This is a genomic window from Rhodococcus sp. ZPP (assembly GCF_017656075.1).
GTDB classification, from domain to species: domain Bacteria; phylum Actinomycetota; class Actinomycetes; order Mycobacteriales; family Mycobacteriaceae; genus Rhodococcus_F; species Rhodococcus_F oxybenzonivorans.
Genome location: NZ_CP058638.1, coordinates 6,148,770 through 6,167,076, shown reverse-complemented (window position 1 = coordinate 6,167,076; position 18,307 = coordinate 6,148,770). Strand labels below are relative to the sequence as shown.

At 65.7% G+C, this 18,307-nt stretch carries 14 protein-coding genes, 1 tRNA gene and 1 pseudogene; 8 read left to right on the top strand and 8 right to left on the bottom strand.

The genetic code is table 11. The features are described 5' to 3' along the window. Window positions 1-51 precede the first annotated feature (51 nt). Window positions 52-1,677: an acyl-CoA synthetase gene (locus tag HYG77_RS28350; RefSeq protein WP_208961283.1), complete on the top strand. Its 1,626-nt coding sequence runs from the start codon at window positions 52-54 to the stop codon at window positions 1,675-1,677. Window positions 1,678-1,748: 71 nt separating this feature from the next. Here the strand turns inward: HYG77_RS28350 and HYG77_RS28345 are convergent. Both HYG77_RS28345 and HYG77_RS28340 read right to left on the bottom strand, forming a co-directional pair. After that, window positions 1,749-1,825 (bottom strand) — tRNA-Met (locus HYG77_RS28345). Between the two features lie 91 nt (window positions 1,826-1,916). Next, window positions 1,917-2,372: an SRPBCC family protein gene (locus HYG77_RS28340; protein ID WP_208961282.1), complete on the bottom strand. Its 456-nt coding sequence runs from the start codon at window positions 2,370-2,372 to the stop codon at window positions 1,917-1,919. 383 nt (window positions 2,373-2,755) lie between these two features. On the opposite strand from HYG77_RS28340, the pseudogene HYG77_RS28335 reads away from it, so the two are divergent. Together HYG77_RS28335 and HYG77_RS28330 are read left to right on the top strand one after the other, a co-directional pair. Next, a pseudogene (locus tag HYG77_RS28335) lies at window positions 2,756-3,085 on the top strand (transglycosylase family protein); the annotation flags it as partial. A 477-nt stretch (window positions 3,086-3,562) separates the two neighbouring features. Next, window positions 3,563-4,111, top strand: coding sequence for a transglycosylase family protein (locus HYG77_RS28330; RefSeq protein ID WP_208961281.1), 549 nt, complete (start codon window positions 3,563-3,565; stop codon window positions 4,109-4,111). Window positions 4,112-4,184: 73 nt separating this feature from the next. Here the strand turns inward: HYG77_RS28330 and HYG77_RS28325 are convergent, their stop codons facing one another. Then, window positions 4,185-7,163, bottom strand: coding sequence for a UPF0182 family protein (locus HYG77_RS28325; protein ID WP_204164771.1), 2,979 nt, complete (start codon window positions 7,161-7,163; stop codon window positions 4,185-4,187). 161 nt (window positions 7,164-7,324) lie between these two features. Here HYG77_RS28325 and HYG77_RS28320 point away from each other — a divergent pair, with 161 nt between their 5' ends. After that, window positions 7,325-7,930 (top strand): PPA1309 family protein, encoded by a 606-nt coding sequence (locus tag HYG77_RS28320; protein WP_159925965.1) that lies wholly within the window; start codon window positions 7,325-7,327, stop codon window positions 7,928-7,930. A 38-nt stretch (window positions 7,931-7,968) separates the two neighbouring features. Here the strand turns inward: HYG77_RS28320 and HYG77_RS28315 are convergent, their stop codons facing one another. Next, entirely contained in the window at window positions 7,969-8,991 is a 1,023-nt protein-coding gene (locus tag HYG77_RS28315; RefSeq protein WP_208961280.1) for a PDZ domain-containing protein, read from the bottom strand. A gap of 113 nt (window positions 8,992-9,104) precedes the next feature. Between HYG77_RS28315 and HYG77_RS28310 the strand changes: the two genes are divergently transcribed. The 3 genes from HYG77_RS28310 (at window position 9,105) to HYG77_RS28300 (ending at window position 12,894) form a co-directional block, all read left to right on the top strand. Beyond that, window positions 9,105-10,532 carry a zinc-dependent metalloprotease gene (locus HYG77_RS28310; RefSeq protein ID WP_109331186.1) on the top strand — a complete coding sequence of 476 codons (1,428 nt, stop codon included), beginning with the start codon at window positions 9,105-9,107 and terminating at the stop codon, window positions 10,530-10,532. A 120-nt stretch (window positions 10,533-10,652) separates the two neighbouring features. Further along, window positions 10,653-11,546, top strand: a complete 894-nt coding sequence (locus HYG77_RS28305) for a hypothetical protein (protein ID WP_109331187.1) — start codon at window positions 10,653-10,655, stop codon at window positions 11,544-11,546. 7 nt (window positions 11,547-11,553) lie between these two features. After that, window positions 11,554-12,894 carry an AarF/UbiB family protein gene (locus HYG77_RS28300; protein WP_208961279.1) on the top strand — a complete coding sequence of 447 codons (1,341 nt, stop codon included), beginning with the start codon at window positions 11,554-11,556 and terminating at the stop codon, window positions 12,892-12,894. A 73-nt stretch (window positions 12,895-12,967) separates the two neighbouring features. On the opposite strand, the gene HYG77_RS28295 is transcribed toward HYG77_RS28300, so the two are convergent. Both HYG77_RS28295 and HYG77_RS28290 read right to left on the bottom strand, forming a co-directional pair. Beyond that, entirely contained in the window at window positions 12,968-13,288 is a 321-nt protein-coding gene (locus HYG77_RS28295; protein ID WP_269467591.1) for a WhiB family transcriptional regulator, read from the bottom strand. A gap of 470 nt (window positions 13,289-13,758) precedes the next feature. Then, a complete protein-coding gene (locus HYG77_RS28290; protein ID WP_208963550.1) occupies window positions 13,759-15,894 on the bottom strand; it encodes an ATP-dependent DNA helicase UvrD2 in 2,136 nt (711 codons plus the stop codon). An 80-nt stretch (window positions 15,895-15,974) separates the two neighbouring features. Between HYG77_RS28290 and HYG77_RS28285 the strand changes: the two genes are divergently transcribed. Beyond that, window positions 15,975-16,229, top strand: a complete 255-nt coding sequence (locus tag HYG77_RS28285; protein WP_109331191.1) for a mycoredoxin — start codon at window positions 15,975-15,977, stop codon at window positions 16,227-16,229. On the opposite strand, the gene nudC is transcribed toward HYG77_RS28285, so the two are convergent. Further along, window positions 16,226-17,140 carry an NAD(+) diphosphatase gene (nudC, locus tag HYG77_RS28280; protein WP_208961278.1) on the bottom strand — a complete coding sequence of 305 codons (915 nt, stop codon included), beginning with the start codon at window positions 17,138-17,140 and terminating at the stop codon, window positions 16,226-16,228. The two genes, HYG77_RS28285 and nudC, sit on opposite strands and share 4 nt — an antisense overlap. A 19-nt stretch (window positions 17,141-17,159) precedes the next feature. Beyond that, window positions 17,160-18,227 (bottom strand): potassium channel family protein, encoded by a 1,068-nt coding sequence (locus tag HYG77_RS28275; RefSeq protein WP_109331193.1) that lies wholly within the window; start codon window positions 18,225-18,227, stop codon window positions 17,160-17,162. Window positions 18,228-18,307 lie beyond the last annotated feature (80 nt).

Genomic DNA, 18,307 nt, shown 5'->3' with positions numbered 1-18,307 from the left:
CGACCGTCCTCTAGTCTGAACGTGACATCCGTCACGCCGGAAGGGGCATCCATGCCAGCTCAGCACCTTCTCACCAAGATCGCGGACACCGCGGGAGCCGTTCGGGTGATGAACCGCTCCGGCCTCGTGCCGTTCCCCCGGGTCGACCAGGGCATTCGTTCCCTCCTGGCAGTCCGGAAATACGGCCCGTTCGCGGGTCCGGTGCACGCTCACGCCGAGGCCCGACTCGACGCGGTGGCGTTGATCGACGAGCGCGGGCCACTCACCTATATCGACATCGACGAGCAGTCGAACGCCCTGGTGCGCGCGTGGCAGGCAGAGGGCATCACCCCAGGGTCCGTCATGGGATGTATGTGCCGCAATCACCGCGGCCTGGTACTCACCATGCTCGCGGCCGCCAAGAACGGCACCCGCCTGGTACTGATGAACACCGGTTTCGCACGGCCGCAGCTCGTCGACGTGGCCGCCCGCGAGCAGATCGAAGCGTTCGTCTACGACGACGAATTCCGACAGGTCGCCGAGACACTCCCCGATGACGTCACCTCGTACCGATCGTGGGCAGAAGACGGCTCCGCGTCGCAGGTGCGCACCCTCGACGACCTGATCGACGGCGTCGATCGCGGCCCCGTCCCGGCCCCTTCCACCGAAGGTGGTTTCGTTCTCCTCACCAGCGGCACCACCGGAACGCCGAAAGGTGCGCCGCGGGGCCACACCTCGCCGCTGGCGTCCGCCCAATTCCTCGACCGGGTTCCCCTGCGGCGCGGGCAGACGATGATGATGGCCGCGCCCGCGTTCCACGGAACGGGCGTCTCGCAGTTCGCGCTCGCGCTCGCCCTCGGCCAAACGGTGGTCATGCACCGAAAGTTCGACCCGGAGAACACGATCCGCCTGGTGGAGAAGCACCGTTGTGACGTTCTCGTCGTTGTTCCCACCATGTTGCAGCGCATCATCGACCTCGGCCCGGACACCCTGGCGAAGTACGACACCTCGAGCCTGACCATCATCTTCGCGGCCGGGTCGTCGCTGTCCCCCGATCTGTGCAAACGGACCACCGCAGCGTTCGGACACGTTCTGCACAACCTTTACGGGTCCACCGAGGTCGCCGTTGCCACCGTGGCGACACCCGCCGACCTCGCGTTGGCCCCCGGCACCGCCGGCCGTCCGCCCGTCACCTGCCACGTGGAACTGTACGACGAAGCGGGACAACGGATCACCGAGCCGGAAACGGTCGGACGAATATTCGTGGCCAGTGGGCTCAGCTTCTCCGGTTACACCGACGGCCGCGACAAGGAACGGATCAACGGCCTGCTCTCGACCGGCGACGTGGGCCACTTCGACCGCAACGGACTGCTCTTCGTCGACGGCCGCGACGACGACATGATCGTGTCCGGTGGCGAGAACGTCTACCCCCTCGAAGTCGAGAATCTCCTCGCAGACAGGGAAGACGTGATCGAGGCAGCCGTCATCGGTGTCGAAGATGCCGATTTCGGGCATCGGCTCCGGGCATTCGTCGTCCCTGCGCCGGGGTCCGCGAAGGATGCCGAGGAGATGAAGGCATACATCAAGTCGAATCTCGCCCGGTACAAGGTTCCGCGCGACATCGTGTTCATCGACGAACTCCCCCGCAACGCCACCGGCAAACTGCTCCGTAGGGCGCTCATCGAGATGGAGCCCTAATCGCAGACACACAGAGCGCAGCCATACATAACGAAGAACGGCGCCCTGGAATCCAGGACGCCGTTCTTCAGTGGTAGCGGGGACAGGATTTGAACCTGCGACCTCTGGGTTATGAGCCCAGCGAGCTACCGAGCTGCTCCACCCCGCGCTGCATGAACAAAGTTACACGAGCGAACGAACGGAAAGCAAATCGCCTCGACGGCCGCCCCCGAGGGATCGCCGGCGGGCCGAGCAGGCGATCACGAATTGCCGGGTTCGGCTTCCAGAATGCCCTTCAGGCGGGCGAGATCCTTGTTGTTGGCTCGGCGCATGGCGCGGGACAACACCGGCGCGCCGATCCTGGCGAACCCTGACGGCTCCCCGCGGTTGCGCAGGGTCATTCTCGTCTTCCCGTCGGCTACGTCTTCCCATTCATAGATCGTTTCCATCGGGAAGGGACCCTCAGCGGTGCGCATCACGAGGCGCGTGCCCGGTACGTGCTCGACGACCTCGTAGGTGTACACGAGACGTCGCCCCAAGAACTCGGCGACGAAGGCGAACTCGGCGCCCGTCTCCACAGGGCCCCCGCAATCACCCTTCACCTCGGTGATATTCGCGTACCACGCGGTCGCATTTCCCGGGTTCGACGCGTACGCCGCGACCTCGTGTCGTGGTCGCGCAATCGTGGCCTGAGTCTCGACGTCCACAGCGGCCATGCAGCTCTCCCATCGGCTACTTTCCAGCACCACAACCGTGACAGGCGTTACCGGAACGTTATGATGCTCGTCACATTCTAGCGAATTTCTGTAACGGTCTCCGTGACCATTTCTCACCTTCCGACCTGCGGAAACCCCAACCATACGTCCCACTATTTGGACGGGCGTCACAAAAGACGACCCCGTGACCATTCCGTGATCGACGCGTACGTTCGTTGCCAGCCCGAAACTACCGGGCAACGCCGACCCGCCGCAGCTCGACCTGCCCCCGCGGATTCGGAATCCCGACACCTCGAGGGGCAGGGACGAAAACCGACCAGGGTCGGCACACCAGCCGACACGTGACGTACTTCGTCAGCACATTGCGGAGAGGAAACAGACTTATGACCAACACCAGCATCGTCAAGCGGACCATGGGCGCGATCGCACTCGCCGGAGCAGTCGTCGGCGTGCCGCTCGGACTGAGCACCGGTACGGCATCAGCCGCCTCCGGCAACTGGGACGCAGTCGCACAATGCGAGAGCGGCGGCAACTGGGCCATCAACACCGGAAACGGCTACTACGGCGGACTCCAGTTCTCTCAGAGCACCTGGGAGGCCAACGGCGGCAGCGGCACCGCTTCCAACGCCTCGCGCGAAGAGCAGATTCGGGTGGCCGAGAATGTTCTGGCAACTCAAGGCCCGGGCGCCTGGCCGGTCTGCGGTCAGTACCTCTGATCCGCTGACCGCGATCGAACGATGCCCTGCGTGCAGTACGGCTGCGCGCAGGGCACTCTCGCGTCGCGCGCGTGCTCGAAGGCTGCCGGACAACGGAATTCGCGGACACGCTGACGTGAGCTACTCCACAATAATGTCGTGATCCGCACCACATAACGCGAAGGTAACGACGCGGCTCCGAATTGGTCTCGCCGCGCGTCTACCAGCAGATACGCCGGAATTCCCGGCTTGGTGCTGTACCCGCGTACCACAAAATCGCCGGGTGAATCGGCGGCAAAGCTCCCGTACGGTCGCTCTCGGCCCGAAACAACCGGGCACAAGCCGACCCGCCGCTGCCAGCTCTGCCCCGCGGGTTCGGTAATCCCCGAAACCTTCGAGGGGCAGGGACGTGGCAACCGGTACACGTGCCGGGAACGACGAGAACGTCGCCCGCAGGCCGGCCACGCCAGCAAGCGCGGAGAGGATTTACCCCACATGACCAATTCCACCTTCAGCAAGCGTGCCCTCGGCTGGATCGCCGTCACCGGTGCTGTCGTCGCCGTCCCGCTCGGACTGAGCACCGGCACCGCCTCGGCTGCTTCCCACAACTGGGACGGTGTCGCGCAGTGTGAGAGCGGCGGCAACTGGGGCATCAACACCGGAAACGGTTACTACGGCGGACTCCAGTTCTCCCAGAGCACCTGGGAGGCCAACGGCGGCACCGGCACGGCGTCCAACGCCAGCAAGGCCGAACAGATCCGCGTCGCCGAGAACGTCCTCCAGACCCAGGGCCCCGGAGCATGGCCGACCTGCGGTCAGTACCTGACCACCGGTGGTGGCGACGTCGCCGAGGCCCCGGCCCCGGCCCCTGCCCCCGAGCCCACCCCGGCGCCGGCACCGGTCACCGAGGTGCCCGCACCGGCTCAGCCGATCGCCCAGCAAGGGATCGACTCCGCTCGTCAGCTCGCCGAGCAGAACGGCTTCGGACAGCAGTTCCAGCAGCTGATCGATGCGAACCCGCAGCTGATCGCCGCGTTGCGCTGATCGACCAGTACACGACGAGGCCCTGTCATCCGCTCGGATGACAGGGCCTCGTCGTTCGTACTTGTCGTGAGGCTTACTTGGGGATGGCCTCGTAGGCGGCAACCGCCCGCTGTACGCGAGCGAGGGCGTCGCCGTATGCGGCGAAGTCACCGCTGCGCTGAGCCGCAGTCAGAGCATCCAGCGACGCATCCAGCTCGGCGACGGCGGCCGCAACGTTCGACGACGGCGGCGGCGCGGGTGCCGCGGGTGCGGGCGCCCCGCCCTGGCTCGCCGGCGGCGTGCCCCCGTCGGGGTCGGGGGGTGTGCCTTCCTGCGCGCTGGGCGCCGTTGCCACCGCACCGGTGCCCGCACCGAAGACCTGGTCGAGAGCCTGGGCCAACGTGGGGGCGTAGCCGACGCGAACGCTGTTACTCGGCGGTGGCTCGCGGTAGCTCACGAGCACCCGTGACAGCTGCGGGAACGTGGACGTGTTCTGGCCGGTCGAACTCCGCTCCGTATACATCGGCTCGACGTACAGGATCCCGCCGTCGGCGATGGGCAACGTCAGTAGGTTGCCGTACTGAATCTTGTTCGAACGCTCGAGCAGAGTTCGTTCCGAAGCCACCCGCGGATCGGAAATCATCGAGTTCTGTGTCTGCTGCGGACCCTGGGTCTGCGTATCCGTCGGCAACTGGAGCACGGTGAACTTGCCGTAGTCCTCCGGATCCGATTTGACCGACAGATAGGCAGACAGGAACTCGCGACTGTAACCCACCATCGCACTGGTCAGGTTGAACGACGGTTTCCCGGTTTCGGGGTCGCCCACGAGGACGTAGTACGGCGGCTGATTGGCGCTCGTGTCGATCGTGGGATCACTCGGCACCGACCAGAAGGCGTTGTTCGTGAAGAATTCCTTGGGGTCGTCGACGTGGTACTTGGCCAGCATTTCGCGCTGAACCTTGAAGAGGTCCTCGGGGTAACGGAAGTGCGCGCCCAGTTCCTCGGGAATCGAGTCCTTGGCTTCCACTGCCCCGGGGAACACTCCCATCCAGGCATCGAGGACGGGATCGTTGTCGTCCACCTGGTACAGCTTGACGGTTCCGTCGTACGCGTCGACGGTGGCCTTCACAGAGTTCCGGATGTACGAGACCTCTTTCCGCGGAAGCAATCGGCCTGTGTTCTGGTCGATACTGTCCTCGACGAGTCCGTCGAGGGAGCTGCGCTGCGCGTACGGGTAGTTCTCCAACGTGGTGTAGGCGTCGACGATCCACACGATCTTCCCGTCGATGACCGCCGGGTACGAATCCCCGTCGGCCGTGAGCCACGGTGCCACATGCGTGACACGCTCGCGGGGATCACGGTTGAAGATGATCTTCGAATCCGAGCCGATAGCACCCGAGAACAGGATGTTGCGTTCCGTGTACTTGGCTGCAAAGGCCAGCCTGTTGAACCAGTTCCCGATGGGAACACCCCCGGCCCCGGTGTAGCGGTACCGCGCCTGGTCGGTGTCGTACTCGCGAGGATCGGAACCGTTTGCACCACCGACGATGGCGTAGTCGGCATCGGTGTCCGCGATGACTTCGCCGTAGTAGATACGCGGCTGTTCGACCGGGATGACCTGGTTCCCGGCCTGCTGCGACGCGATGTCGCTGACCATGTACACCGGGTAGCCACTGTTACTGTTGGCCGCTTCCTCGGCGGATTCGCCCGCGGCGGCGTTGACCCGGTTGGCCGGTGCCGCGACCAGTCCGTTGCCGTGGGTGTAGACGGTGTGCTTGTTGATCCAGTCCGTCTGGTTGCCTGTGAGGCTCTTCGACGACAGTTCACGCGCCGCGACGATGTAGTCACGCACTTCGCCGTCGATGTCGTACCGATCGATGTCGAGCGACGGCGGGAAGCCGTAGAAGTTCTTGAGCTGCTGCTGCTGCGTGAACGTGCGGGACAGGATGTTGGGATCGAGCAGGCGCGTGTTCGCGATGGTGGACACGTCTGCCGGTACGTCTCGTGGCGGCTGTGTGCCGTACCCCTGATAGTCCTTGTACTCGACCTTGTCGTCGGTGATGCCGTACGCCTGCCGGGTGGCCGCGATGTTGCGTTCGATGTACGCGCTCTCCTTGTCGGCCGCGTTGGGACGCACCGAGAACTGCTCCACGACCAGCGGCCACACGGCCCCGACCAGAATGGACGACAGCACGAGGAGCGCGGTAGCCATGGCCGGGATACGGAGGTCACGCAGAACGATCGCGGCGAAGAAGGCGCCGGCACAGATCACCGCGATGGCGAGCAAGATCAGCTTCGCCTGCAGCACTGCATTCATGTCCGTGTAGCTACCGCCGGTGAAGGTGGGTTCCTTACGACTGCTCGACAGAAGTGAATATCGATCGAACCAGTAGGCGACCGCCTTGAGCAGGATGAAGGTACCGGCGAGCACGGCCAGCTGGACACGGGCTGCGTTGGTGAGCGCACCTCCCCGGCCGGCCAACTTGAGCCCACCGAAGATGTAGTGCGTCACCAGACTTGCGAAGAAGGCGAGCAGCACTGCGACGAACAGCCAGTTGAGAACGAAACGATAGAACGGCAGATCGAACGTGTAGAAACCGACGTCCAGGCCGAACTCGGGATCGGTGACCCCGAACGCGCCACCGTTCATGAACAACTGCACGGTGACCCAGCTCGACTGCGCGATCAGCCCGGCAAGAAGGCCTACAGCGATCGGAATGGCCAACCCGAACAGGCGCAGACGCGTCATCACGGTGGTCCGGTACCGCGCCACCGGATCACTCGGCCCCGAGACCGGGACGAACACGGGACGCGACCGGTACGCGAGCAGCAGTGCCAGCCAGACGATTCCGCCGACAACCAGGCCGACCACGAGGAAGAGAAGGAGCCGGGTGACGAGCACCTTGGTGAAGACGCCGCGGAAGCCGACTTCACCGAACCACAACCAGTCCGTGTAGGTCGTGATCAGCCGAGGGCCCACCAGCAGCAGGGCAGCGGCGACAAGCGCCAGCACCAGCAGCACTCGACTGCGTTTGGACAAGGACGGTAATCCTGCGGGGGGCCGCATGCCCACGTGCCACACTCCAACGACTCGGCGACGCTGACGCGCCGCGATCAACTGCACCGTTCTGCCGTCCACACCCGACTGCGTGGGCGTGACCGTTTCGTCCCACTCTACGTAACAACGGGCGGACGCGACCGCCGGTCCTCCTCGGAGGGTGCGAAGATGAGTCCGTGAGTGAAGAGAATGTGAACCCGGAGTCGGACGCCCTTGCCCGTTGTGTGCGCGAGGTCGTCGAATTCGTCGATGCAGGAGGGTGGGATCAGCCCCCGCAGATGTTCGCACTCGTCCCGACCGAGCTTCTCGCCGCCGCCGAACCCAGCCTGCTCGACCAGCTGGCCGACGGTGCGGAATTGACTCCCATAGAACAGGATCCGTTTCCCGACGACATTTCCGGCGGGTCACGCGCTCTCGACGAGTTCCTCGCCACCACCAGTTGGCCGGAATCGGTGGCGGGATGCGCGCTGGTGCAGGAAATCGTCATTCTGCCGCCCGAGGCGGAATCCGACCTCGACGAGGCACTGGTACCCCTGCTGTCCGATCGGGACGCCGCCGACGACGCCGCGCGGGCCGCCGCCGAGTCCCATCCCGACCGTCGATCCGCCCGATTGATCGCAGCGGTACTGCGAGACGGACCGTCGCTGTGCCTGATGCAGTTGCGACCCGACGAGGACGCCGATCCCTACGCGCCGATCGAGCTGCTGACATACGAGAATCTGGCACCGAATCTCGTCAGCGCCCTGTACGCCACCCTCGATGCAGCCGAGGACGACGACTAGGCCGGCCCCGGTCTCAGCGACGACCAGCCGGGCCGGTCTCAGCAGTGGGGCGCGTCGGCTCCGGAGTTGACGGCCGCGAGTGCGTCGACCGCCCCGTCGAGGTTCTCGACCTTTACCAACCGCAGCCCGTCGGGCGCACCCTGTCGCGCCTCGTCGCAGTTCATCGCGGGAACGAGGAACGTCTCGGCGCCTGCCTCGCTCGCGGCGATCAGCTTGTACTTGATGCCGCCGATCGGCCCGACGTCTCCGTCGGAGTCGATCGTGCCGGTGCCCGCAACGAACTTGCCGCCGTTCAGTTCACCCGGGCTGAGTTTGTCGATCAGCGCGAGCGCGAACATCAGTCCCGCCGACGGGCCGCCGACGTCGGCGAGATTGAAGTCGACGGTGAACGGGACGTCCGGCGACTCCTCCGGAGTGATGCCCAGATAGCCTTTCGATCCGTCGTCCGGGCGCGCGCCCAGGACCACCGGGACGAAAGTTTCGACGCCGTCGCGCACCACCACGACCGGCACCTCCGTCTGCGGCGCAGTGTCGGCCACGGCTTGCTGGACGTCACCTACCGTGGACACCGGTGTGCCCGCGACACTGACGAGCCTGTCGCCCTGCTTCAGGATGTCCCTGGACGGGCCGTCCTCGCCGACCTTGGCGATCTCGAGCGCCACCGGCTTGTCGAGAAAATGAAGGGCTGCCAGTTCGGCGCTGTTCTCGGACTGCTGGAAGTCTGCGTCGTTTTCCTGCTTCACTTCGTCCTTCGACTTGTCCGGCGGGTACACCTCTTCGCGGGGAACGATTCCCTGGCGCCCGCTGGCCCACAGGCCGAAAGCCTCGAACACGTTGAGGTTGTCGCGCACTGCCACGGTGGTCATGTTGAGGTGTCCGGTGGTGTCGTCCACCTCGGCCCCCTCGATGGCGACCACCTCTTCGCCGTCCACTTCGCCGAGCGTGTTGAAGGTCGGGCCGGGACCGAGGGCCACATAGGGCACCGTGATGACCGTTCCGAGCACTCCGAGCACCACGATCGGGGCAAGGGCAGCCAGGAGTGTCACTATCCGTCGATTCACCTGGACCAGGGTAGAGCGCGCAGCCGCCGTCACCCCGCGCGACCGCGGGCGTGTTCGCCGTCAGCGGGACGCGGAGAGGGACCCCGGGACTGTCGGCCTTGTACCGTTGAGTCATGAGCAATATGCCGTTCGGCTTCTCGAACTCCGACGACGATCCCGACCGTGACAAGGACAAGGGAGACCAGTCCGGGCCCGACAGCGCCAAGAATGCGGGCGGCCCCGGGGACTTCGGTTTCGGGGCGGGTGGTTTCCCCTCGGGTGATTTCGATCCGGCGGCCCTCGGCCAGATGCTCACCCAGTTCGGTCAGATGCTGAGCGGCATGGGGTCGTCGATGGGTTCGGGCGAGCAGACCGGTCCGGTCAACTACGAGATCGCGAAGAAGCTCGCGCGCCAGCAGATGGGGTCGGTCACACCGATCACCAAGGGTAATTCGGAGGCGATCGCCGACGCGTCGCGCTTGGCCGAACTGTGGCTGGATGCGGCGACGACCCTGCCTGCCGGAGCGACGAGAACCGTCGCGTGGACGCCCAACGACTGGCTCGACAACACCCTCGACACGTGGAAGCGGCTGTGTGATCCCGTCGCCGAGAAAGTGTCGGGAATGTGGGTGCAGGGGTTGCCCGAAGAGGCGAAGCAGATGGCCGGGCCCATGCTCGGCATGATGAGCCAGATGGGGGGTCTCGCGTTCGGGTCACAGTTGGGCCAGGCTCTCGGCCAGCTGTCGAAAGAGGTGCTGACCTCCACCGACATCGGGTTGCCCCTCGGCCCGGCCGGTACCGGAGCACTTCTTCCCGCCGCCGTGGAAAGGTTCAGCAAGGGCCTCGAACAGCCCGACCGCGAGATTCTCGTCTTCCTCGCCGCCCGGGAGGCCGCCTACCAGCGCCTTTACAGCCATGTCCCGTGGCTGCGGCAACGACTCCTCGCCACCGTCGAGGAGTATGCGCGCGGAATCACCATGGACTTCTCCGCCATCGAAGACATGGCGAAGGGACTCGACCCGTCCGCACTGACCGACCCCTCGCAGCTCGAGAACATCCTCCAGCAAGGCGCATTCGAACCGCAGACCACACCGGAGCAGAAACAGGCCCTCGAGCGTCTCGAAACGCTCCTCGCCCTCATCGAGGGGTGGGTCGAGGTTGTCGTGTCTGCCGCACTGAACGACCGCCTGCCCGGAGTCGCGGCGTTGAGCGAGACACTCCGGCGCCGACGTGCCAGCGGTGGACCGGCAGAGCAGACATTCGCGACCCTCGTCGGTCTCGAACTACGCCCCCGCAAGGTGCGCGAGGCTGCCCAGCTCTGGCGCCGTCTCACCTCGGAGTCCACCATCGACGCCCGCGACGGTGTCTGGGCTCACCCCGACTTGCTGCCGGACTCGTCCGACCTCGACAATCCCGGCATGTTCGTCGATCGCGTCCTCGGCGGTGGGGAGAGGGGAAACTTCGACGATCCGATGGCGCAGCTCGAGGCGACCGAAGCGCGCGAGCGAGCCGAGGAAGCCGAGCGCGGCGATTCCGGCGCGGGCGACGAACCGACCTCCTGAAAGTCGCCGTGTCCGAAATTTCGGTGCGGCCGAGAGTTGGCAGGTCAGCCGCCGTTTCGTCCTGTGGATAACCGTCGTCGGACCGGTAGGGGCGCGGATGCGTCGTGACACGCTCTGCGTGTGACCGTCCAGCATCCGCGTCCCATCGGCCCCACTCTCGACCCTCGCATCGCGGTACTGACCCGCCCCGACGGCCGCGTCCAGTTCGGCTGGGATCCCGAGCGTGCCCTGATCCTCGAGCCGCCGCCCGGAATCCTCACTGAGCAACTCCTGGCAATTCTCCGACTACTCGACGGCAAGACCTCCCGACCGCACGTGCTCTGGACGGCGGTCGAAAGCGGTATGTCGCCCACCGACTTCTCGAAGCTTCTCGGGGACCTCGACAGGGCAGGACTGCTCGACGTCACGGACTCCCCCGACGCCGCCGAGACCCATACGGTTCGGGTGCACGGTCGCGGACCGCTCTCGGACGCAGTCTCGGCGGGACTGACCGACGCCGGCATCCGCGTCTCGCGGTCGTCCCGCTATTCCGCAGAAGGCGACGTGCGACGGTGGAACGCCACCTGCGCCGTGCTCGCCGACGATCTGGTTGCCGAGCCGCGACTGGTCGCCGATCTCGTGCGCAGCGGGATCCCCCACCTCCCCGTGCGGGTACGTGACGGGCGAGGAGTCGTAGGTCCGCTCGTTCTCCCCGGTCACACCAGCTGTCTCCGCTGCGCTGATCTGCTTCGCTCGGCCTACGACCAGGACTGGCCGCATCTGGCCGCACAACTCCTCGGGACGGTGGGGCACGCAAGCCCCGCGGTCATCATGGCGACCACTGCCGTGGCGCTGGGGCAACTCGAGGTCGTCCTGTCCTCTCCTCGAGGGCACGCACCTGCCAGCCTCGACGCGACCCTCGAGATCGACCTCGGCGCTCACCGACTGGTCACCCGAAGATGGCCGAGGCAGGTGACCTGCAGCTGTGCGTACCTGGCACCCGCTGTGGGCGAATCGAGCCGTCTTCCGTCATGATGGTGGAGTGTCCGACATCCCCCGCAGGAGTTCTGCCCGCACCGCCAAACTCGCGAGCATTCCCTTGGGGATCGCCGGTCGTGCCGCCGTCGGGTTCGGCAGGAAGCTGACCGGCGGCGACCGGGTGGAGATCGACGCGCAGCTGAGCGCACGGGCAGCGGAGCAGTTGTTCGCCGTACTCGGTGAACTCAAGGGCGGGGCCATGAAGCTCGGTCAAGCCCTCAGTGTGATGGAGGCGGCGATCCCCGAGGAGTTCGCCGAGCCCTACCGGGAGTCGCTCAACAAACTTCAGGCGCAGGCTCCTCCCCTTCCTGCACGCGCTGTGCACAGAATGCTGGACCAGCAGCTCGGTACCAAATGGCGTGAGCGGTTCATGTCCTTCGACGACACGCCGACCGCCTCGGCCAGCATCGGGCAGGTACATCGCGCCGTGTGGGCCGACGGCCGGGACGTCGCCGTCAAGGTGCAGTATCCGGGGGCCGACGAAGCCCTGCGAGCAGACCTCAAGACCCTCGGACGTTTCGCGGGTCTCTTTGCGTCGGTGATGCCCGGCGTCGACGTGCGTCCCGTCATCGACGAGTTCACTGCCCGCACCGAAGAGGAACTCGACTACCGCATCGAGGCGAACAATCAGCGCCGGTTCGCCAAGGTCTACGACGGCGATCCGCAGTTCGCGGTCCCGCACGTCGTCGCAAGCTCCCCCAAGGTGGTGGTGAGCGAGTGGATGACCGCGAAGCCGCTCTCGGCCATCATCGCCGACGGAACACCCGAGGAACGCAACACTGCGGGCGCTCTGCTGGCCGAATTCCACTTCGCCTCCCCTGCGCGGGTCGGACTGCTGCATTGTGATCCCCATCCGGGAAACTTCATGTTGCACAGCGACGGTCGGCTCGGCGTCATCGACTTCGGTGCTGCCGCACCCTTTCCCGACGGCCTGCCTCCCGTCCTCGGCACGATGGTGCGTCTGGCACTGCACGAGCAGTTCGACGAGCTGACGGAGTTGCTGCACGCCAACGGATTCGTTCTTCCCGGTCGGACCGTAACCGACAAGGAGATCGCTGACTACCTGCGTCCGCTGACGGATCCGATTCGGACCGAATCCTTCCACTTCACCCGTGCCTGGCTACAGAAGGCTGCCGGCACCGCAACGGACTTCAACAGCGCACAGTTTCGGACTGCCCGGGCCCTGAGTCTGCCACCCGAGTACCTCATGATTTTCCGAGTCCTCGTCGGCTCGGTGGGTATCTGCGCTCAGCTCGATGCGTACGCACCCTATATGGCGATCCTCACGCGGTGGCTTCCCGGATTCGACGATACGCAGGAGGGCGACGGCACCACCGTCCGCTGAACGACGTCAGGCGTCCGCCCAGACAACTCGTGCGAGTTCCCGGGCGGACGCCGTTGTCCATGCACTCGACTGGTCAGGCACACACCAGAGTCTGCGCCTTGCGCGGGCGGCCGCGGGGGCGCTTACGGGCGACCACGACTCCCTGATCGAAAATTTCGCCGCCCCAGACTCCCCACGGCTCGCCCCGATCGAGCGCTGCATCCAGGCAGCGCAACCGGATCGGGCACGACGCGCACAGCGCCTTGGCCTGCTCCAGCTGGGTGGGGGAATCCGCGAACCACAGGTCCGGATCGTCGGCCCGGCAGGGCAGATCCCGTCGGGTGGAAACAATGTCAACAAATCCGCTTGTGGCGGTTGAGGTTTCGGATACCCCTCGGCATGTCACGGTAGACACGTCGTTCTCCTCTGCTCTCAGTGCGTCGGTCGTTTGTCGGTTCGATGTACAAGGTGCGAACCAGAGCCGAGGCTGCGAGCGAGGAAAGTGCTCGAACTACAAAGGCCACGGTCCGCGATGCGGGTCCGTGGCCTTGGAAAGACGGTGGGAGTGTTCTAGCGAGGAATTCCTCGACAACTCCGCGACACGGACTCGGCTGCTGCTGCGGGACGACGACGGGATGCCGACCAGGCAATTGCCGGTGCCGCCTCCGTCGCGCTCATGCCGAGCAACGCAGAGGTGGCAGCGACTGCCGTCTTGTGTACGGAGTAGAACTTCATGTCGGGGCCACCTCCATTTCTTGTCGAACCGATGTGAACTGCACGAGTCCCCCCGTGCGCTGAAACCACAGTAGGCAAAATTCCATATCCGCACAACCTATTTTTGACCTGCGGCGATGCGCCTTTTGTTTGCCTGCGGACGGAGAGTCGTCATGGCGATCCGCTCGACCTGATCACACCGAGCACATCCTCACCGAACTGTTCGAGCTTCTTGGCGCCGATCCCGGGGATCGCGACAAGTCCCCGGTCGTCCTGCGGGCGCTGTTCGGCGAGCGCCGTCAGCGTGTTGTCGCTGAACACCACATACGCGGGCACCTTCAACTCCCTGGACTTCTCGAGCCGCCACGACCTCAGCGAATCGAGCAGTTCCACATCCACATTCGACGGGCAACCTTCACACCGTCCGAGCATCGTGGCCGTGGTACCGATCAGTGGCTTTCCGCACAGTCGGCACCGTGGACGCTTCTTCGCATTCTGGGGTGGAGCGGCGATGCGCGACGCCGGCGAGTCTTCCGGAATCAGCCCGTGCAGGAACCGGGAACGCCGACGGCTCTTGCGGCCGCCCTCGTTGCGGGAGAGCGCCCAGGACATCTGCAGGTGTTCGCGCGCACGGGTGACCCCGACATAGAGAAGCCTGCGCTCCTCCTCGATCGCGGCCTCGTCGGGGGCCGAGTTGGCATCGCCCAGCACGTGCTGAATGGGCAAGGTGCCGTCCGTCAGACCTACCAGGAACACCGCATCCCACTCGAGTCCCTTCGCGGCATGCAACGACGCCAGCGTGACGCCCTGTACCACCGGTGGGTGCCGCGCCTCCGCGCGAAGGCCGAGTTCGCGGAGCAGTCCGTCGAGCGTCAGATCGGGATCCTGCGCCAGCTGTTCCTCCGTGAGAGCGACGAGCGCGGACAGCGAGGACCATCGCTCGCGGGCCTGCGCACCCGAAGGTTCCGTGTCGGTCAAACCCAACGGCACCAGCACGGCACGCACCAGGGTGACGAGGTCGGCACCCACCGCATCGGGCAGGTCGTCGCGACCGGCCGCCTGACGCAGTGCCGATACGGCCTGACGAACTTCGGTCCGCGTGAAAAAGCCCTCGCCGCCGCGGACCTGATAGGGGATGTCGAGCTTGGTCAGGGCCTGCTCGTGCACCTCGGACTGGGCGTTGATCCGGTACAGCACCGCGATCTCCGCGGCAGGCGTTCCGCGGGCGATGAGCCGCTTGATCGCACGGGCCACCCCGGCGGCCTCGGCAGGCTCGTCGTCGAACTCCGCGAAAGTCGGTTCGGGCCCCGACTTCCGCTGGCCGATCAACTGCAACCGCGTACCAGCGATCCTGCCCCGCGCCGCGCCGATCACCCGGTTGGCCATCGAGACCACCTCGGGGGTCGACCGGTAGTCGCGCTCGAGGCGGACAACGGTGGCTTCGGGGAACCGTCGCGAGAAGTCGAGCAGATAGTTGGGCGTGGCGCCCGTGAACGAGTAGATGGTCTGGTTGGCATCGCCGACGACCGTGAGATCGTCCCGCTCACCGAGCCATGCATCGAGCACCCGCTGCTGCAGTGGCGTCACGTCCTGGTACTCGTCGACCACGAAGCACCGGTACCGGTCCCGGAACTCCTCTGCTACCGCCGAATGCTCCTCCAGGGCGGCCGCGGTGTGCAGCAGGAGGTCGTCGAAGTCGAGCAGCATCGCATCCTGGCCTCGAGCCTTGAGTTGCTCGTAACCGTGATACACCTCGGCCACTTTGGCGGCGTCGGCAGGCGCCTCGCGGTGCACCTTCGCCACCGCACGCGGATAGTCCTCCGGCGCGATCAGTGACGCCTTGGACCATTCGATCTCACTTGCCAGGTCCCGAACATTCTCGGTACTGGTGGACAACCCAACCCGGCCGGCCGCAGCGGAGACCACCGCGAACTTTCGGTCCAGCAGCCGCCATTCGGTGTCTCCGACCACCTGCGGCCAGAAGTACCTCAGCTGGCGCAGTGCGGCCGCGTGGAAGGTGCGCGCCTGCACCTGGGTGCCGCCGTCACCTATTCCGAGGCTCCTCAGCCTGCCTCGCATCTCCCCCGCAGCCCGGGCCGTGAACGTGACCGCCAGTACCTGTCCCGCCGCGACGTGTCCGCTGGCGACGAGGTGGGCGATCCTTCGGGTGATGGTCCGCGTCTTTCCCGTGCCCGCGCCCGCCAGCACGCAGACCGGACCACGAGGCGCGAGGACGGCCGCGGACTGTTCGGGATCGAGGCCGGTACTCGTCACCTCGGGGGCACCTGCTGACATGGCGTCCATCATGGCAGGGACAACCGACACCCCGCGCAGCGGTGGAAGAGCCGCATGGGAACACTTCACTCGGCCGTGGTGTTATATGCGCCGTGACTGCTACAGACAACAAGGCCCTGACCATCTACTCCACCACCTGGTGTGGCTACTGCCGCCGCTTGAAGAAGCAGCTGGACGAGTCCGGCATCGGCTATGTGGAGATCGACATCGAGGAGGATCCGGCTTCGGCCGAGTTCGTCGGTAGCGTGAACGGTGGCAACCACGTCGTCCCCACGGTCAAGTTCGCCGACGGCAGCACCGCGACCAACCCGTCCCTGTCCCAGGTCAAGAAGGCACTCGGGGTCTAGGCCTTCGCCCCGTCTGCCCCCACCCAGGATTCGATCATTCCGCGGGCAATGGAAATCGAGCCGGGGAGCAGCAGGGGTGCGTCGGCGTCGGATGCCCAGTCACCGAACTCGAGTGCATTGCGCACCTCCTCGCGGGTGAACCAGCGAGCCTCGGCGATCTCGCCGTCCGCGAAGATCAACGCGGCGTCGGGATCGCCGACGGCCGAGAATCCGATCATCACCGACCGCGGAAACGGCCACGGCTGACTACCGAGATACTGCACGTCGCGGACCTCGAGACCCACTTCTTCCTTGATCTCGCGCATCACACACGTCTCGAGCGACTCTCCCGCCTCGACGAATCCGGCGAGAATCGAGAACCGGCGCGGCGGCCACGTGGGTTGCCGTGCCAGTAGCACCCGGTCTCCGTCGTCGTGGACGAGGCAGATGACGGCGGGATCGGTGCGCGGAAACTCCTCGTGCCCGGTGCTGGTCGAAATTCGTGACCAACCCGACATCGTCGGTTCCGACGCAACGCCGTCGAGGGCGCTGAAACCGGCACTGTCGTGCCAGTTCAACATCGCGATCGCGCCGGTCAGCACGCCGGCATCCGCATCGTCGAGCGTTCCGCCCAGCACGCGAAGGTCGGCCAACTCGCCGGTCATGGCCTGCACGCGCACCGCCCAGACATGCCGGTCCTTGCGGATGCCCAGGAAAACCGCACCGCGGACGGGTTCCGGACCGAGCTCGGTTGCCGCTCCGAACACGAGGCCGTCGTCGTCGACACGGACCTGACCGCGATGATTGACCCGCAGAAGTACCGCGTCCTGCCATCCCGTTCGCAGGGCGTCGGTGTCCGAACGCAATTCTTCGGCGCGGCCGACCGCGGAGCGCGACAGGAGCGGGGTTTCGTTCAACCGGAATGCAGTCACACGTCGACAGTACTGCCGGTCAGTTAGCGACCCTACGGATGTACAGCAACCGATCGTTCTCCTCCACCGAATCGACCTCCGGGGAGCCGACCCGCACCAGTCGCCCGTCCCGGACGACACCGAGGACGATGTCGGCGAGATGCCGCGGTGAACCGCCGATCTCGTCGCGTTCCACTGCTCGTTCGGCGATCGCGAAGCCGGCCTCCGGAGTCAGCAGATCCTCCATCATCTCGACGACACTGGGAGTGGTCGTCGCGATGCCGAGCAGCCGGCCCGCGGTCTCGGAGGAGACCACCACCGAGTCGGCGCCCGACTGCCGCAGCAGGTGGGTGTTCTCCGACTCTCGAATGGCCGCGACGATCTTCGCTTGCGGCGCGATCTCGCGTGCCGTCAGGGTGACGAGAACGGCGGTGTCGTCGCGGTTGGCCGCCACGATGATGGCCGCCGCATTCTGGGCCCCCGCCAACCGCAGGACATCGGACTTGGTGGCGGAACCGTGGACGGTGACCAGCCCTTTGCTTGCCGCCGATTCGAGGACCGCCTGATCGGTGTCGACGACGACGATGTCCGACGGGGTGACCCCGTCGCCGAGCATCGCGTCGATTGCGGTGCGCCCCTTTGTTCCGTAACCGATCACGACCGTGTGGTTGCGCACGTGCTGCCTCCAGCGCTGGATTTTGAACGCCTGCCGGGAACTCTCCGTGAGAGCGGAGAGTGTCGTACCGACCAGGACGATGAGGAAGAAGATTCGAAGGGGTGTGATGAGCAGAACGTTGATCAGTCGCGCCGACGGCGTGAACGGGGTGATGTCGCCGTACCCCGTCGTCGACAACGACACCGTGGCGTAATAGACGCAATCGAGCAGGGACAACTCGTTGTCCTGGGCGTCGCGATACCCGGCGCGATCGATGTAGACGATCAGGACGGCCAGGGCCAGAGCGGCGAGAGCGATCGCCACTCGGCGGTAGATCGCCCGCGCAGGACTGGTCTGCAACTGGGGAATCCTGAGGACACCCACCAGTGCGAAGTCCGGCCGGTCCGTCAAGGTGTCCGACCTGTTCAATCTCGCACGTAGCCTACCGGCCATATATTCGTCTCCACTGGGCACAGAACTCCGACATCGGCTGGCAGCCTAACCCCGATTCTCCTCGAAGGGACACAGCGGCG

What these genes read in the sequence shown, in the direction of transcription:
- HYG77_RS28330 (WP_208961281.1), top strand. Translation starts at nt 3,563, where the DNA reads ATGACCAATTCCACCTTCAGCAAGCGTGCCCTCGGCTGGATCGCCGTC.
- HYG77_RS28310 (WP_109331186.1), top strand. Translation starts at nt 9,105, where the DNA reads ATGAGCAATATGCCGTTCGGCTTCTCGAACTCCGACGACGATCCCGAC.
- HYG77_RS28340 (WP_208961282.1), bottom strand. Translation starts at nt 2,372, where the DNA reads ATGGCCGCTGTGGACGTCGAGACTCAGGCCACGATTGCGCGACCACGA.
- HYG77_RS28350 (WP_208961283.1), top strand. Translation starts at nt 52, where the DNA reads ATGCCAGCTCAGCACCTTCTCACCAAGATCGCGGACACCGCGGGAGCC.
- HYG77_RS28290 (WP_208963550.1), bottom strand. Translation starts at nt 15,894, where the DNA reads ATGATGGACGCCATGTCAGCAGGTGCCCCCGAGGTGACGAGTACCGGC.
- HYG77_RS28275 (WP_109331193.1), bottom strand. Translation starts at nt 18,227, where the DNA reads ATGGCCGGTAGGCTACGTGCGAGATTGAACAGGTCGGACACCTTGACG.